Origin of the sequence: Sinorhizobium glycinis, from assembly GCF_001651865.1 — a bacterium.
GTDB classification, from domain to species: Bacteria; Pseudomonadota; Alphaproteobacteria; order Rhizobiales; family Rhizobiaceae; genus Sinorhizobium; species Sinorhizobium glycinis.
In genome coordinates this window covers 35,926-50,817 of record NZ_LPUX01000061.1, presented here as the reverse complement: position 1 = coordinate 50,817, position 14,892 = coordinate 35,926, and the positions used below count along the sequence as shown (strand labels likewise).

The window sequence follows — 14,892 nt, the reverse complement described above, 5'->3', positions numbered from 1 at the left end:
TGGGAGGGCGCGGCATGCCCCTTCTCCCCGTCATGACGGGGAGAAGGTCGCGGCAGCGGGATGAGGGGCAACCATAGACGCGCGAAGGCGCCCGGTCAGGGCTATTTCCCCCTCGTCTCCAACACGCGATTTGCGGCCGAAACGATCGCTTCGAGCGAGGCCGCAACGATGTTGGTATTGATGCCGGCGCCGAACAGCGTGCCGCCCGGATGCTCGACCTCCACATAGGCGATCGCGGCGGCGTTCGAGCCATGCTGCAGCGAGTGCTCGGAATAGTCGGCGACCGAGAGCTCGACGCCGAGATAGATCGACAGCGCGTTGATGAAGCCATCGATCGGACCGGTGCCCTTGCCTTCGATCCGCTTCGCCTCGCCCCGGTCGGTGATTTCGGCGGCCACCACGCGCAGACCCTTGTGGTCGCCCACGGGATAGGTGTGGTGATCGACGAATTTGATTCGCGCGCCGGGCTGCTCCACATAGCGCTCCAGGAAGTGCTGATGAATGCGCTTCGACGGCAATTCCTTGCCTTCCTCGTCGGTGATCCGCTGGATGTCCTCGCGGAACTCGATCTGCAGGTTGCGCGGCAGGTTGATGCCGTAGTCCTCCTGCATGATATAGGCGATGCCGCCCTTGCCCGACTGCGAGTTGATGCGGATGATCGCCTCGTAGCTGCGGCCGACGTCGCGCGGGTCGATCGGCAGATACGGCACCTCCCAGGTGGGCTTGTTCGCCTGCTTCAACGCCTTCATGCCCTTGTTGATCGCATCCTGGTGCGAGCCGGAGAAGGCGGTGTAGACCAGTTCGCCGACATAGGGGTGGCGCTCCGGAATGATCATCTGGTTGGAATATTCGTAGACTTCCTTGATCCGCTCGATGTCCGAGCAGTCCAGCTTCGGATCGACGCCTTGCGTGAACATGTTCAAGGCCAAGGTCACCACGTCGACATTGCCGGTGCGCTCGCCGTTGCCGAAGAGCGTGCCTTCGACACGGTCGGCGCCGGCCATCAGGCCGAGTTCCGTGGCGGCGATGCCGGTGCCGCGGTCGTTGTGGGGATGCAGCGAGATGATCAGGTTCTCGCGGTTGTCGAGATTGCGGCACATCCATTCGATCTGGTCGGCATAGACGTTCGGCGTCGCCATCTCGACGGTCGAGGGCAGGTTGATGATCAGCTTGTTGTCCGGCGTCGGCCTGACGATCTCGGTGACCGCATTGCAGATCTCCAGCGCCACCTCCAGTTCCGTGCCGGTGAAACTCTCGGGCGAATATTCGAAACGATAGCCGCCGCCCACCTTCGCCGCCATGTCGGTGATCATCTTGGCCGCGTCGGTGGCGATCTGCTTGATGCCGGCGACATCCTTGGCGAAAACGACGCGGCGCTGCAACTCGCTCGTGGAGTTATAGAAGTGGACGATCGGCTTGTGAGCGCCGTCGAGTGCCTCGAAAGTGCGGGTGATCAGTTCCGGCCGGCACTGCACCAGCACTTGCAGCGAAACGTCAGCCGGGACATTGCCTTCCTCGACGCACCAGCGGGCAAAGTCGAAATCGGTCTGCGAAGCCGATGGGAAACCGATTTCGATCTCCTTGAAGCCCATGTCCACGAGCAGATGGAACATGCGGGCCTTCCGGTCGTGTCCCATCGGATCGACAAGTGACTGATTGCCGTCGCGCAGGTCCACGGAGCACCAGATCGGCGCCTTGTCGATCGTCTTCGTGGGCCAGATGCGATCCGGCAGCGCGACCTGCGGATAGGGCTGATATTTCGCCGCCGCTTCGGGCATGCCGGTCTTTATGGGATGCGATCTCACTATCATGTACTGCTTCTCTTCGTCACTGGAGCGTGGCTCGCCTGATGCAATAGCCGATCACGGCTAATATTGCGAGGCTGACGCCGACGCCATTGTTTCAGTTTTTGGGAGTTCGAGGAGCAATCCGCCGGCAGGGCTTTTCGGCCGCCGGGCGCCCCTCACCGGACCCGGCAACCGCGAGTAAGGCCGAGAAGAAGAAGCGAGGCGAAGGCACGCGACGGGGCACGATCATGATCGTGTCCGGAGAAGATCGCTGCGATCTTGTGCGCGTGAGCCTTGGTCATGGGAGTAGCCTATACACGGCTTGGCGAAGCGGAGCAAGGGAGCTGAAGCGTGTGGCACGATGACGGCTCACTCGCTCTGAATGCCCCTCACCCTAGCCCTCTCCCCGCAGGCGGGGAGAGGGGACTGAGGCGGCGCAGCACGATCCCTTCTCCCCGTCAGAACGGGGAGAAGGTGGCGGCAGCCGGATGAGGGGCACGCCCCGATCGCAACATCAAATCTCCGCGATCGAAGTGACGATCCGCGAAACGAGCCCGTAGGACTTCGCCTCGTCGGCGCCGAGCCAGTAATCACGATCCGTATCCTTGGCGATCTTCTCGACCGGCTGGCCGGTGGCTTCCGAGAAGATCTTGTTCAGCCGCTCGTTCATCTTGATGATTTCACGCGCCTGGATCTCGATATCCGAGGCCATGCCGCGCGTGCCGCCGGACGGTTGGTGCAGCAGGAAGCGGGTATTCGGCAGGCAGATGCGCCGCTCCTTCGGCGGAGCGACGAAGATGAGCGCGCCGGCAGAGGCCACCCAGCCGGTGCCGACCGTCCAGACCTTCGGCTTCACGAACTTGATCATGTCGTGAATGCTGTCGCCGGATTCGACGTGGCCGCCCGGCGAGTTGACGAAGATGCGGATGTCTTCGTCGCTTGCCGAAGCAAGGGCCACAAGCTGCGAGCAGACCTTCTGCGCCAGTTCCTGGGTGATCGTTCCGTAGATGAAAATCGAACGCGACTTGAAAAGGTTCGCCTCGGTTTCCTTGCCCAGCGGCAGCTCGGTCTTCTTTTCTTCCTGGTCGTCGTCGTTCATCCGCATGCTCCGGACTCCTCATGAAATGTCTCACGGTCAGATAATGCGACTCGATGCCGAAGACAATGCAAACCGTTGGTGAAGAAAGGTTTGGACAGCCAGCGCTCGCGCGATGGTAAATGCCACCACCGTCAAATGCCGTATGGACAGCGTGCAAAAGCCCCATAAGATCAGCGCGTCATCAGAGTGGAACCGCAGGCGCCCCTGCGAGCGCCGCCGTGACCGACGACAAGCGATCGCGATACCGCCGGACGTTCCCATCCGGTTGGTCGGGATCCGGATGAGACGGGCCGCTTCCCAAGCCTGTCGAGAAGTGGGGATCAGAATGAAGACACGCATGCTCATTGCCACCGCGGCACTTGGCGCCTCCGCAGCGCCCGCCTTCGCGCATCTCGATCCGGCCGAGCACGGCTCGCTGGCGGCGGGCCTTTTCCATCCGTTTTTCGGCGCCGACCATATTCTTGCGATGCTCGCCGTCGGCCTCTGGGCCGCGCAGATCGGCGGCCGCGCCTTGTGGGCGGTTCCGGGCGCCTTCGTCGCCATGATGGCCGTCGGCTTCGGGCTTGCGCTTGCCGCCGTTCCCCTCCCCTTCGTGGAACCGGCGATCCTCGCCTCGGTCGTCGCCCTCGGCCTGATCGTCGCAATCGCCGTGCGCCTCGATGTAGCGCCTGCCGCTGCGATCGTCGGCACCTTCGCGCTGTTCCACGGCCATGCCCATGGCAGTGAACTGGGTGCGGCGGGCGCATGGCAATTCGCAGCCGGGTTCACAATCGCGACAGCGCTGTTGCACGTCGCCGGTATTGGCCTCGGCATCACGCTCGCGAGGCTTTCGAGCAACGGCACACTGACCCGCCTCCTCGGCGGCGTCACTGCGCTTGGCGGTGCAGCGCTGATCCTTGGCTGACGGACACAGAGAGCGGCGGGGCCCCGCCGTCTCACCCCCGGCCGCGGTAGGTCGGCACGCCCTGATCCGGCAGCCAGACGCCTTCCGGCGGATTGCCGGTCTGCCAGAAGACATCGATCGGAATGCCGCCGCGCGGATACCAATAGGCGCCGATTCTCAGCCACTTCGGGGAAAGCAGCGACACCAGCCGCTTGGCGATATCGATCGTGCAATCCTCGTGGAAAGCGCCGTGGTTGCGGAAGGAATGCAGGAACAGCTTGAGCGACTTCGATTCGACCAGCCAGCCATCCGGCACGTAGTCGATGACGATATGGGCAAAGTCCGGCTGTCCGGTCATCGGGCACAGCGAGGTGAATTCCGGCGCCGTGAAGCGGACCACGAAATCCGTGCCCTCATGGCCGCTCGGCACCCTCTCCAGCACCGCTTCCTCCGGGCTCTGCGGCAGGTCGACCTTTGTTCCGAGTTGCGAAAGTCCTGATACGTCCGTCTTCGTCATTTCCGTGATGCTCCACTACTAACCTTGACGCGCACGCCGTGCGCTTTCTCGCCTTCCGGCTCGACATGAATGGCGATCCTCGCGCCCGGATGAACGGCGCGGATCGCATCCTCGATCCGGTCGCAAATATCATGGGCGTCGCCGACCGGCATCGCCTCCGGCACGACCATGTGGAAATCCACGAAGGTCGCCGGACCCGCCTGCCGCGTCTTCAAGTCATGGACGCCGAGCGATCCGCCGGCAGCGGCGGCGATCGCCTGCTTGATCGCTTCCTCTTCCTCCGCCGGTACGGCCCTGTCCATCAGCCCGTCGATCGAGCGCGAGATGACCTTCCAGCCCTGGAACAGGATATTGCCAGCCACGACTACCGCAAGCAGGGGATCGAGGATCGCATAGCCGGTGGCGATGGCAAGAACAAGGCCGACGATCACCCCCGCCGAAGTGACGACGTCGGAGAGGATGTGATGCCCGTCGGCACTCAGCGCCGGCGAGCGATACGCCCTGCCGGCGCGGATCAGAACATAGGCCCAGATGGCGTTGACGACACCGGCAGCGAAGTTGATTGCCAGCCCGAGCGCCGGCGCCTTCAGCAAAGACGGTACCATCATTTCGGGCACGGCCTCCCATAGGATAGACAGCGCCGCCACGACGATCAGGACACCCTCGATGACCGCCGAGAAATACTCCGCCTTGTGATGTCCGAAGGGATGGGCGGCGTCTGCCGGCTTCGCCGCGTAGCCGATCATCGCATAGGCGATCGCCGCAGCGACGACGTTGACTACGGATTCCAGACCGTCCGACAGCAATGCGACCGACCCCGTCACCCACCAGGCAAGCAGCTTCAGCCCCATGACGCCGAGAGAAAGCGGAATGCCCCAAAAGGCGAGCCTCAGGACTGTTCGATTGTCGGACGCGGTCATCTTCATTCCTCGTGCAGATGCAAACGAGTTGCAAATGCATGCCCATTGAAACGCAAAACCGCCCGCGCGAGTTTTCGCGCAGGCGGATTTTCTTGCACCATATGGGCGATAAACAACGGCTTGTCAAAGGTGCGGTCGCGACTTCGCGCTTCTGCCCAGCCGCCGTTCTGCGAAGGCGTCAGGCGGCCTTGATCTTCGCCCTTTTTGCCAGATGGGCCACGACGTTCTCGATCATCCGCATGCCGGCGTCGCCGCCGAGCGTCATGATCGATTCCGGATGGAACTGCACGGCCGCCACCGGCTCCTTGACGTGTTCGATGCCCATGATCGTGCCGTCCTCGCTTTCGGCGGTGATCATGAAGTCGCGCGGCAGGGACGACGGATCGGCAAAGATCGAATGATAGCGCCCGACCGTCACTTCCCTGCCAAGGCCGGAGAAAACGGTGCCCGGTTCCAGCACTCGGATGCGCGACGGCTTGCCGTGCATCGGGATCGCCAAGTGGCGCAGGTCGCCGCCATAGGCTTCGGCGAGCGCCTGCAGGCCCAGGCAGACCCCGAAGATCGGCAGGTTGCGCCCCCGCGCCTTCTTGATCGTCGCCTTGCAGTCGAAGTCCTTCGGGCTGCCGGGGCCGGGCGAAAGCACCACGAGGTCCGGCTTGACCCGGTCGAAGATTTCCTCGGCAACCGGCGTTCGCACGGTGGTGACGGTCGCGCCCGTCTGGCGGAAATAATTCGCCAGCGTGTGGACGAAGCTGTCTTCGTGGTCGACCAGCAGGATATTGACGCCGGCGCCGACGGGGGCGACGTCGCGCGCCGCCTTGGCGCTGTTGGCGGATTTCGCGTCGCGAATGGCTGCAATCATGGCGGAGGCCTTCAGTTCGGTTTCGGCTTCTTCCTCTTCAGGATTGGAATCGTAGAGTAGCGTCGCACCCGCCCTCACCTCTGCGATGCCGTCCTTGATGCGGATCGTGCGCAGCGTCAGCCCCGTATTCATGTCGCCGTTGAAGCCGACCATGCCGATCGCGCCGCCGTACCAGGCGCGCGGGCTCTTCTCATGGGCCTCGATGAAGCGCATCGCCCAAAGCTTCGGCGCTCCGGTGACCGTGACCGCCCAGGCATGACTGAGGAAGCCATCGAAGGCGTCCATGTCGTCGCGCAGCCGCCCCTCGATATGGTCGACCGTGTGGATCAGCCGCGAATACATCTCGATCTGGCGGCGGCCGATCACCTTCACCGAACCCGGCACGCAGACGCGGCTCTTGTCGTTGCGGTCGACGTCCGAGCACATGGTGAGCTCGGACTCGTCCTTTTTCGAGTTCAGGAGCTTCAGGATCTGCTCGCTGTCGGCGATCGGGTCGTCGCCGCGCTTGATCGTGCCGGAGATCGGGCAGGTCTCGATGCGGCGGCCCGACACGCGAACGAACATCTCCGGCGAGGCGCCGACGAGATATTCCTGGTTGCCGAGATTGATGAAGAAGGAATAGGGCGACGGGTTGATCGCCTTCAGCCGGTTGGAGATTTCGGACGGGCGGCTTTCGCAGCGTTCGTAGAATTTCTGCCCTGGCACCACCTCGAACAGGTCGCCGCGGCGGAAGCTCTCCTTGGCCTTGACGACGAGCTCGGCATATTCGCCCGGCCGGTGATCGCCGTGCGGCGGGATGCTGTCGACGGTGCGGAACGGCTCGGCAGCGATATCCGTCGCCTTACCCTCGGTGGAGACGCCGTCCCTGGCGAAATCGTAACGATCGATCCAGGCTTTGGCCGCGTAGTGGTCGACGACGAGGATTTCGTCCGGCAGGAAGAGGACCATGTCCCGCTGGTCATCCGGCCGGGTGAGCTTCAGATCGATCGCATCGAACTGGAAGGCAAGGTCGTAGCCGAAGGCGCCGTAGAGGCCGAGGCTCGCATCTTCCTCCGAGTGGAACAGGTTCGTCACCGCGCGCAGCACCGTGAAAACGGTCGGCATTTTCGAGCGCTCTTCCTCGGTGAAGACGCGATCGGGCTCATTGATGTTGAGATCGAGGCGGCTGCGGGTCAAGGCGCCGAGCGTGATGTCGGCGACGGTTTTCAGATGCTCGGCAATCAGCGCCAGAACCACCTCGCCGCGCTCGTTATAGGCTTCGATCCAGAGCGAACGACCGAAGGAGGAGATGGCGAGCGGCGGGTCGACGACGGCGGTATCCCAGCGCGTATAACGGCCCGGATACTCGTAGTTGGACGAGAAGACCGCACCACGACGCTCGTCGAGCCTGTCCACATAGGAGGCGATCGCGTCGGCGTAGGAGGCATCGCGCCGCCTGCGCGTCACGACGATGCCGCCGTTTGTGGTGTAACTCTCCGCGCCGTCTTCCAGAATTACCGTTGCCATTCGTCTCGCTCCGTAAAAAGCCCGGTCATTCCGCGCGGCCCGAATACGAAAAAGCCGCCTCGAAATCTCCGGGCGGCTTCATGTCTCAATCACGCATGACTGGTCAAGGCCGCCTCAGCGAGCCCACCACCAGATCGAAATGTTCTGCGTGTTTGCCATGGGCGAAAGTGTTAGCGTGCCTTTCGGCGCCGCGCAAGCGGGAAAACGGGTGGCCCGGAGATTGCACGGGAAAAGGGCGGCCATGAGTGGCCACCCTTGCAGCGAGCGTTCCCAATCTCCTCAGAATCGTTGCGTCAGCGACACCTTGAATGTGCGGCCCGGTTCCGAATAATATTCTTCCGGCTGGGTGAAGGTGTTCTGCGTGTTGACCGCATCGTAATAGGTCTTGTCGAAGACGTTATAGACCCCGGCGTTTACCCTCAGCCCCGGCATCTGCTCCGGTTCCCACCAGGCGGTGACGTCGACGATGCCGTAGCCAGGTGCTTTGAAGGTATTGGTCGACTTGTCCGACACGGCCTTCGCTGCCGTCAGGATGACGTCGGTGCCCCAGGTTTCCGTGGCATAGCCCAGACCCAGCACTCCCTTCAGCGGCGGCACCGAGCCTAGCACCTCGTCCGTGTCGAGATCCTTGCCGTGTGCGTACGCGATCGCGGCGCGAACATGGAAGCCGTTGGCGAAGACCTTGTGGCCCGACACTTCGATCCCGTGAATGGAGACGTTGGCGCGGTTTATCGCCTCCCGGATGCCGAACGGATAGGTGCCGGTCGGATCGGCGGACATACGTTCGTCAATGAAGTTCTTGTATCTGTTGTAGAAGGCGCTCACCCGCCCGCCGAACTCCTCGTCGCCGAGATTGGCCCCGATCTCGAAGCCGTTGCTCGTTTCCGGCTTCAGGTCGGGATTACCGATGCTCAGGTAAGTACCCGGCGCGCCGTAGTTCAAATACAGTTCCTGCGCGGTCGGCGGCCGGAAGGCCATCGCCCATTGCGCGTAGAGCTCCACCCGTTCGGCCGCCTGATAGGTCCCAAGCAGCTTCGGCGAGAGAGCGTCGCCGCTCTGTCCGGGCGGCAGGCCGTCATAATTGGGATTGCGCATATAGGCGGCGGTGTTCTCGGGCGAGTAATCGTACCAGTCGTAGCGGATGCCGGGGGGTCAGGGCGAAGGGACCGTCACCGATCGAAATGCGATCCTGCAGGTAGATGCCGAACTTCTTGCTGTCCACATCGGGCGAATCCGACTGGTTCGTGTGAAGGAAGTTGCACGCCGGGCTGGGCGTCGTGTCGCAGCTATCCTCGCCCGACGAATACTGGTGCAGCTTGCCGATCGCAAAATCACCACCGAGCGTGACCTTGTGCTGCAACAGGCCGGTCTCGAAGTACTTGTCGGCGTAGCCGCTGGCGCCGTAGCTCTCGTCCTCGGCTTCGTTGAGCCGCGAGTAATCGCCGATCACCGACAGGCTGCGGTAGGCGTCCACGCCGTTTTCGCGCAGCAGCCGCTGCCAATAGACAACCGCCGAAGCGCTGTCGAACCAGGCACCATCGTCGACGGCCTCGAAGTCGTAGTCGAGGGACAGGCGCTCGCGCCGGGTATTGTCGAGCTTGTCGTAATTGCCCGGCCGGTAGTTGCCGGTGAGGCTCTGGCCGGACATGAAGTCGATGTCCTTGTCGCGGTCGAATCGTTCTGCGGTCAGCCCGAAAGTATGGCCGCTATCCGTATGTTGCCGGACCTTGAACAGGAGATTGTTCTGATCGTAATCGGCGGGATCCGCCTCGGTCCGCGTCGTGGAATAGCCGCCGACATCGCCATTGCTCTGCCGCTCCTGGCCCCTCTTGTATCCGCCCTGGAAGAGCACCGCGGTGTTGTCATAGCGCGCCGCGACGGCGGCGGAGCCCCCAAGGCTCCTGTCTTCGCCGTCATAGGCGAACTTGAATATGCCGCCCCAGGTCTTGCCTTCGCCGATGAGGTCTTCCGGTTCGAGGGTGCGAAGAACGACCGCGCCCCCGAGCGCGCCGCCGCCCGCGCGGCTCGAATCGGCGCCGCGCACGATGTCGACCGTCGAGAGGGCGGCAAAATCGAAGCTGTCGATGCCGCCATCGGCATCGCGGGCACCATCGTCGAGATAGGGGATGGCGATGCCGTCGATCGTCGTCAGGACGCGGGCTCCCTCCAGACCCCGGATATTGACGCTGCCATTCGTCCGGTTGAAGTTCACGCCTGGCTCAAGGCTCCGGCCCAGATCTTCAAAGCTCGATATCTGATAGTCGTCGAGTTCCTTCTCCGTGACCTCTGAAGCAAGCGGCGTGTCTGTCACCCCTTCCTTGTCCCCTCCCTTGACCTCGAGCTTTTTCAATAGCGTAGCTCGATCCTGTTTCTCGGCAGCGGCCGATGCAGTGCCGGTGGGGGATTGCGCGTAAGAGACGGCGTTGCCCGCCAGGGTAAAAAATGCCGTGCATGCGAGAAGCGCCAGGCGATGATGCCGGGTGAACATGGACCAGTCCTTTGAAAAACGTTGGCCGGGCTTGCTGTTGAGCGGCGAACTCAAGGGGCTGGCTGGGCAGGTGTCGGAATCGGACGAAGACGGACACGCCATCGCCTTATTCAGGCCACATAAAAAACATGACTGAAAAAGTCAATATAATTTTAGGGAACCGGCGAGCGCGCTCTTCTCGGCGCCGCCCGAGCGTCTCCTCAGTTTCAGCACAATTTGAAACAGGATTGCCTCTCGTGCGTTTGGCCACAACGGAAACGGGAAGGATCCACATGCGCGCGGTTGGAATGATTCTGATGTCCGCCCTCGTACTTTCCGGGGCGACGCTTCCGAAGAAGGGCCCCCTGCCGGTGGCGAGGCCAGCAGGTCAAGGCGAGCAGCCGACGCCAACGCCGAAGCCCGCTTCACCCCAAGGCGATCGCCAGGCGAGCCAAAAAGCACAAAGCGATCAGCAGTCCCAGCGAGACTTGCCCCCGGGCTGGAAGGACGATGCTGTCCGCCCTGTACCCGAGGAGATGATTCTCGAGATCGAGAAGGAGGACCCGAAAGCCTATGCCTCCTGTCTCGCCGCACTGAAGGACCTCGGGAGCGTCTTTGCGGAGGCTACTCGCGTCGACGACGGCAAGGGGTGCGGCATCGACAAGCCGATTCAGGTCAGTTCGATACTGCCGGGCGTCGCCCTCAAGCCCGAGGGCCTGATGCGCTGCGAAACGGCCTTGGTTCTCGCTCGTTGGGTCAAGGAGACCGCCACTCCGGCGGCGAAGGCGGCGTTCGGCCCCGACGCGAGCCTTTCGGCCCTGAACCAGGCTTCCACCTATGTCTGCCGGCTACGGAACAATGGGACCATAGGCAAGATATCCGAACACGCCCGCGGCAATGCGGTGGACATCGCCTCCTTCACTCTCGGAGACGGCAAGACCATCGAGATCCAGCCGCGCGACGAGGACGGTACGTTGACGGGCGCCTTTCAACGCGCCGTCACCGCCTCCGCCTGTCTGTATTTCAGGACCGTGCTCGATCCGGGCAGCGATGCAGCGCATAAAGACCACCTGCATCTCGACGTCATCGAGCGGAAGGACGGATATCGCTACTGCCGCTAGCGCGGGATTTCTACGGAGGTCGACCCTCATCCGCCTGCTCAGCAGGAATTCTCTTTCGGATTGGCAAAGATTTCCCGCTGCCGATTGAACCCGTCGCGGAGCGATACGATCTATCAGCGGCACCGTCCGCAACGTAATTGATCGAGGAACAATTCCATGCCCCTGACAATGTACAAGCTCTCCATCCCGGCCTTCAAGCGCGGCTTCTCCGCGCTGGGTGGGCTCCTCGACAAGGCCGAGGCCTTTGCGGTGGAATCGGGAACGCCGCTCGACGAGCTCTTCAATGCGCGGCTCGCCCCGGACATGCTGCCGCTATCAGGCCAGATCCAACGGGCGAGCGACACCAGCAAGAACGCGATCGCCCGGCTGACGACGCTCGAGGTGCCGCGTTTTCCCGATGACGAGAAGAGCTTCGCCGATCTGCAGGCGCGGATCGTCAAGACGGTGGCGTTCCTCGAAACCGTGGCGGCCGAAGACCTCGATGGCAGCGAGACGCGCGAAGTGACCCTCAGCTTCCCAACCCTGAAGGTGACCTTCAGCGGCGAGGACTACCTCTTGAAATTCGTGCTGCCGAACTTCTATTTCCATTTGACCACCGCCTACGACATCCTGCGCCACAAGGGCGTGCCGATCGGCAAGGCGGACTTCATCGGCAGCCTCGAATGACGACGCTGCGGCTGCGCCGTCAGAACAAGCCCTCAATGTAGCCCGCTTCATTGAGGCGGATCTTCTCCGACGATGGTACCTTCGGCAGGCCCGGCATCGTCATGATCTCGCCTGTGATGACGACGACGAAGCCGGCGCCGGCGGCAAGGCGCACTTCACGGATCGGCACCGTGTGGCCGGTCGGAGCGCCGCGCAAGTTGGGGTCGGTGGAGAAGGAGTATTGGGTCTTGGCCATGCAGATCGGCAGGTGCCCGTAGCCCTGGTCTTCCCATGTCCTGAGCTGGTCGCGCACCACCTTGTCGGCAATGACTTCACTGGCGTGATAGATGTCCTTGGCGATCGTCTCGATCTTGTGGAAGAGCGGCATATCGTCCGGATAAAGGGGCGAAAACTGCGAGTGGCCCGCATTGGCGAGATCGACGACCTTGTGCGCAAGTTCCTCGATGCCGGTCGAGCCCTCGGCCCAGTGCCTGCAAAGGACCGCGTCGGACCCGAGCGTTCGGACATAATCCTTGATCGCCTGGATCTCGGCCTCGGTGTCCGAGGTGAAGTGGTTGATTGCGACGAGCACCGGCACGCCGAATTTCTTGACGTTCTGCACATGCCGCCCGAGATTCGCGCATCCTTTTCTGAGCGCCTCGAGATTCTCCTTGCCGAGATCGTCCTTTTTCACCCCGCCATTCATCTTGATCGCCCTGACGGTGGCAACGACGACGGCGGCGTCCGGCTTAAGGCCGGCCTTGCGGCATTTGATATCGAAGAATTTTTCCGCGCCGAGATCCGCTCCGAAGCCGGCTTCGGTGACCACATAATCGGCAAGCTTCAGCGCCGTCGTCGTCGCCACGACCGAGTTGCAGCCATGCGCGATGTTGGCGAAAGGCCCGCCATGAACGAAGGCCGGATTGTTCTCGAGCGTTTGCACCAGGTTCGGCTGCATCGCATCCTTGAGTAGGACCGCCATCGCCCCGTCCGCCTTGATGTCCCGCGCGTAGACGGGGCTCTTGTCGCGCCGATAGCCGATGATGATGTTGCCGAGACGCTTTTCCAGGTCCCTTATATCGGCGGCAAGACACAGGATCGCCATGACCTCCGAGGCCACGGTGATGTCGAATCCCGTCTCGCGCGGATAGCCATTGGCGACGCCGCCGAGCGAGCCGATGATCTGGCGCAGCGCCCGGTCGTTCATGTCCATCACCCGCCTCCAGGCAATGCGGCGGATGTCGATCGCCTGCTCGTTGCCCCAGTAGATGTGGTTGTCGATCAGCGCAGCGAGCAGATTGTGGGCCGAGGTGATGGCATGGAAATCGCCGGTGAAATGAAGGTTGATATCCTCCATCGGCACGACCTGCGCGTAGCCGCCGCCTGCCGCTCCGCCCTTGATGCCGAAGCAGGGGCCGAGCGAGGCTTCGCGGATGCAGACGATCGTCTTCTTGCCGATGCGGTTGAGGCCGTCGCCGAGGCCGACGGTCGTCGTCGTCTTGCCCTCGCCGGCCGGCGTCGGATTGATCGCCGTCACCAGGATCAGCCGGCCGTTTCTCTTGTTCTTCTGCGCCGCGATGAATTCGGCGCTCACCTTCGCCTTGTCATGGCCGTAGGGCAGCAGATGTTCCGGCGGAATGCCGAGCTTCGCGCCGATCTCAAGGATTGGCTTCTTCTTCGCGGCGCGCGCGATCTCGATATCGGACATGACCTCCGGCATGCTGCTCCCCCTCCTTGGTTCGACTGCGGGATGCGGGCGGAAGACCGTACACACTTTTCCTCATCCCGCTTCAGCCGCGCATTCCGCCTCCTCCGCGGAATGCGCCGCTTCGTTACCTTGTGCTTACGCTGACACGACCACCGTCAACGGGCAAGGATGTCGCGCATCTCCACGAGGTTGGACCGCACGCGAAGAATGTAGAAGCCCATTGTCGCCAGATGCGTCGGCATGATCCAGCCGTCCTCGCGGCCGTTCGAGATGATCAGCGGCTGGATGCGCAGCGCCGAGCGAAGCTGCTTCATCGTTTCCGTGTAGATCGGAGTGAGGCCGCGCTGGGCGACGACGTTCTCGAAATCGGCGCCGGCCGCCGAGAGGATGCCGTAGTAGCCGTAGAGCTGGCCGAAGGCGAACCAGAAGCGGTCGTCGGCGCGCGTGTCGAACCAGCCGCCATTGTGGAATTCGGACCGTTCGCGGATGATCGCCGACGTGTTGCCGAGATCGTTGGCGATGCGGTCGAGGAATTCGACCATGTTGTCGGAGCGGCCGTCGAAGATCGCCTCGCACTTGCCGAGCGAGATGTTGAACTTCCTGAGATCGCGCATGGCGGCGCGATAGAAGCTCGGTGTCGGGGTCTTGGGACCGAAGGGATTGATCCCGAAATACCAGGTTTCTTCGTCGAACTGGATGTTGCCGCGGGCGCTTTGCAGGTCATTGTTGACGCCGGACGTACCGCGGACCCGGCCGAGCGAGTCGACCAGCTCGACGGTGGTGCGCCGGACGGCCTGGTTGATGCCGCGCTGGAACGACGCCTTGTTGTCGAGCCAGGGCGTGTCGTCCCAGTCGAGCCCGAACAGTCCGAGCTTGTAGGCGAGCATCGAGGAGATCCAGGCATTCTGGTTGACGGTGAGGTCGATGAGATCGGCGGCCACGTCGACCACCGCCGAGGTCTGGCAGACCGTACCGGCCGGCAGTTGCGCCATATCCAGCGCTTCGGTCGTCGATGCGTCCGAGGGCGCGACGGCAGCGGCCTGGCTCGCCGCGGCCGCGCTACCGGATTGTCCCGTCGTCGTGCCGGGACCGCTGATCGGCGAGCCGGCCGGCACCTTGCGCTCGGAAAGCTTGTAGCGATCGACATAGTCCGGATCGAAATTGGTCCAGGCCTGCGTCTGCCAGACGAAGTAGCCGTAGAAGACGATCAGTCCGAGCAGGATGAGGCCGACCGGGCCCTTGATGATCCAGCTCCTCGCTCGATACCAGTTGGCGAGCGCCACGAAGGGCCAGAGGAACCAGGAGACCGCCAGTCCTATGCCGCGGCCGATCGCCGTGAACACGCGCTGAAAAAACACAACGATCGGATCGAGCATG

Annotated in this window: 12 protein-coding genes and 1 pseudogene; 4 read left to right on the top strand and 9 right to left on the bottom strand. The window is 62.8% G+C overall.

Annotated features, from left to right (window positions below):
• Positions 1-101: 101 nt before the first annotated feature.
• Positions 102-1,811, bottom strand: coding sequence for a 2-isopropylmalate synthase (leuA, locus tag AU381_RS15790; protein WP_064242703.1), 1,710 nt, complete (start codon positions 1,809-1,811; stop codon positions 102-104).
• Positions 1,812-2,301: 490 nt separating this feature from the next.
• Positions 2,302-2,886 carry an ATP-dependent Clp protease proteolytic subunit gene (locus AU381_RS15785; RefSeq protein WP_064243112.1) on the bottom strand — a complete coding sequence of 195 codons (585 nt, stop codon included), beginning with the start codon at positions 2,884-2,886 and terminating at the stop codon, positions 2,302-2,304.
• 325 nt (positions 2,887-3,211) lie between these two features.
• On the opposite strand from AU381_RS15785, the gene AU381_RS15780 reads away from it, so the two are divergent.
• Entirely contained in the window at positions 3,212-3,790 is a 579-nt protein-coding gene (locus AU381_RS15780; RefSeq protein ID WP_064242702.1) for a HupE/UreJ family protein, read from the top strand.
• A gap of 31 nt (positions 3,791-3,821) precedes the next feature.
• Here the strand turns inward: AU381_RS15780 and queF are convergent, their stop codons facing one another.
• The 5 genes and pseudogenes from queF to AU381_RS15760 all read right to left on the bottom strand — a co-directional run bounded on the left by queF (position 3,822) and on the right by AU381_RS15760 (position 10,062).
• Positions 3,822-4,286 carry a preQ(1) synthase gene (gene queF, locus AU381_RS15775; protein WP_064242701.1) on the bottom strand — a complete coding sequence of 155 codons (465 nt, stop codon included), beginning with the start codon at positions 4,284-4,286 and terminating at the stop codon, positions 3,822-3,824.
• A complete protein-coding gene (locus AU381_RS15770; RefSeq protein WP_064243111.1) occupies positions 4,283-5,206 on the bottom strand; it encodes a cation diffusion facilitator family transporter in 924 nt (307 codons plus the stop codon). The genes queF and AU381_RS15770 overlap by 4 nt, the downstream gene beginning before the upstream one ends.
• A 178-nt stretch (positions 5,207-5,384) precedes the next feature.
• Positions 5,385-7,574: an anthranilate synthase gene (locus AU381_RS15765; protein WP_064242700.1), complete on the bottom strand. Its 2,190-nt coding sequence runs from the start codon at positions 7,572-7,574 to the stop codon at positions 5,385-5,387.
• A gap of 114 nt (positions 7,575-7,688) precedes the next feature.
• Positions 7,689-7,733, bottom strand: a complete 45-nt coding sequence (gene trpLE / locus AU381_RS30475; protein ID WP_178385068.1) for a trpE operon leader peptide TrpLE — start codon at positions 7,731-7,733, stop codon at positions 7,689-7,691.
• 120 nt (positions 7,734-7,853) lie between these two features.
• A pseudogene (locus AU381_RS15760) lies at positions 7,854-10,062 on the bottom strand (TonB-dependent hemoglobin/transferrin/lactoferrin family receptor).
• On the opposite strand from AU381_RS15760, the gene AU381_RS29770 reads away from it, so the two are divergent.
• The 3 genes from AU381_RS29770 to AU381_RS15750 all read left to right on the top strand — a co-directional run bounded on the left by AU381_RS29770 (position 10,061) and on the right by AU381_RS15750 (position 11,828).
• Positions 10,061-10,198: a hypothetical protein gene (locus AU381_RS29770; RefSeq protein ID WP_156528613.1), complete on the top strand. Its 138-nt coding sequence runs from the start codon at positions 10,061-10,063 to the stop codon at positions 10,196-10,198. The pseudogene AU381_RS15760 and the gene AU381_RS29770 overlap by 2 nt on opposite strands.
• A 136-nt stretch (positions 10,199-10,334) precedes the next feature.
• Positions 10,335-11,162 (top strand): extensin-like domain-containing protein, encoded by an 828-nt coding sequence (locus tag AU381_RS15755; RefSeq protein WP_064242699.1) that lies wholly within the window; start codon positions 10,335-10,337, stop codon positions 11,160-11,162.
• A gap of 156 nt (positions 11,163-11,318) precedes the next feature.
• On the top strand, positions 11,319-11,828 hold the full coding sequence (locus AU381_RS15750) for a DUF1993 domain-containing protein (protein ID WP_064242698.1): 510 nt from the start codon (positions 11,319-11,321) through the stop codon (positions 11,826-11,828).
• A gap of 19 nt (positions 11,829-11,847) precedes the next feature.
• Here AU381_RS15750 and AU381_RS15745 read toward each other — a convergent pair whose 3' ends face one another.
• Positions 11,848-13,527 carry a formate--tetrahydrofolate ligase gene (locus AU381_RS15745; RefSeq protein ID WP_064242697.1) on the bottom strand — a complete coding sequence of 560 codons (1,680 nt, stop codon included), beginning with the start codon at positions 13,525-13,527 and terminating at the stop codon, positions 11,848-11,850.
• A gap of 143 nt (positions 13,528-13,670) precedes the next feature.
• A complete protein-coding gene (locus tag AU381_RS15740) occupies positions 13,671-14,891 on the bottom strand; it encodes a DUF2333 family protein (protein ID WP_064242696.1) in 1,221 nt (406 codons plus the stop codon).
• Between the last annotated feature and the right edge of the window lies 1 nt (position 14,892).

Excerpts from the sequence above, each read along its gene's own strand:
- leuA (WP_064242703.1), bottom strand. The coding sequence starts at position 1,811 with ATGATAGTGAGATCGCATCCCATAAAGACCGGCATGCCCGAAGCGGCG.
- AU381_RS15785 (WP_064243112.1), bottom strand. The coding sequence starts at position 2,886 with ATGAACGACGACGACCAGGAAGAAAAGAAGACCGAGCTGCCGCTGGGC.
- AU381_RS15780 (WP_064242702.1), top strand. The coding sequence starts at position 3,212 with ATGAAGACACGCATGCTCATTGCCACCGCGGCACTTGGCGCCTCCGCA.
- queF (WP_064242701.1), bottom strand. The coding sequence starts at position 4,286 with ATGACGAAGACGGACGTATCAGGACTTTCGCAACTCGGAACAAAGGTC.
- AU381_RS15770 (WP_064243111.1), bottom strand. The coding sequence starts at position 5,206 with ATGACCGCGTCCGACAATCGAACAGTCCTGAGGCTCGCCTTTTGGGGC.
- AU381_RS15765 (WP_064242700.1), bottom strand. The coding sequence starts at position 7,574 with ATGGCAACGGTAATTCTGGAAGACGGCGCGGAGAGTTACACCACAAAC.
- AU381_RS29770 (WP_156528613.1), top strand. The coding sequence starts at position 10,061 with ATGGACCAGTCCTTTGAAAAACGTTGGCCGGGCTTGCTGTTGAGCGGC.
- AU381_RS15755 (WP_064242699.1), top strand. The coding sequence starts at position 10,335 with ATGCGCGCGGTTGGAATGATTCTGATGTCCGCCCTCGTACTTTCCGGG.
- AU381_RS15750 (WP_064242698.1), top strand. The coding sequence starts at position 11,319 with ATGCCCCTGACAATGTACAAGCTCTCCATCCCGGCCTTCAAGCGCGGC.
- AU381_RS15745 (WP_064242697.1), bottom strand. The coding sequence starts at position 13,527 with ATGCCGGAGGTCATGTCCGATATCGAGATCGCGCGCGCCGCGAAGAAG.
- AU381_RS15740 (WP_064242696.1), bottom strand. The coding sequence starts at position 14,891 with ATGCTCGATCCGATCGTTGTGTTTTTTCAGCGCGTGTTCACGGCGATC.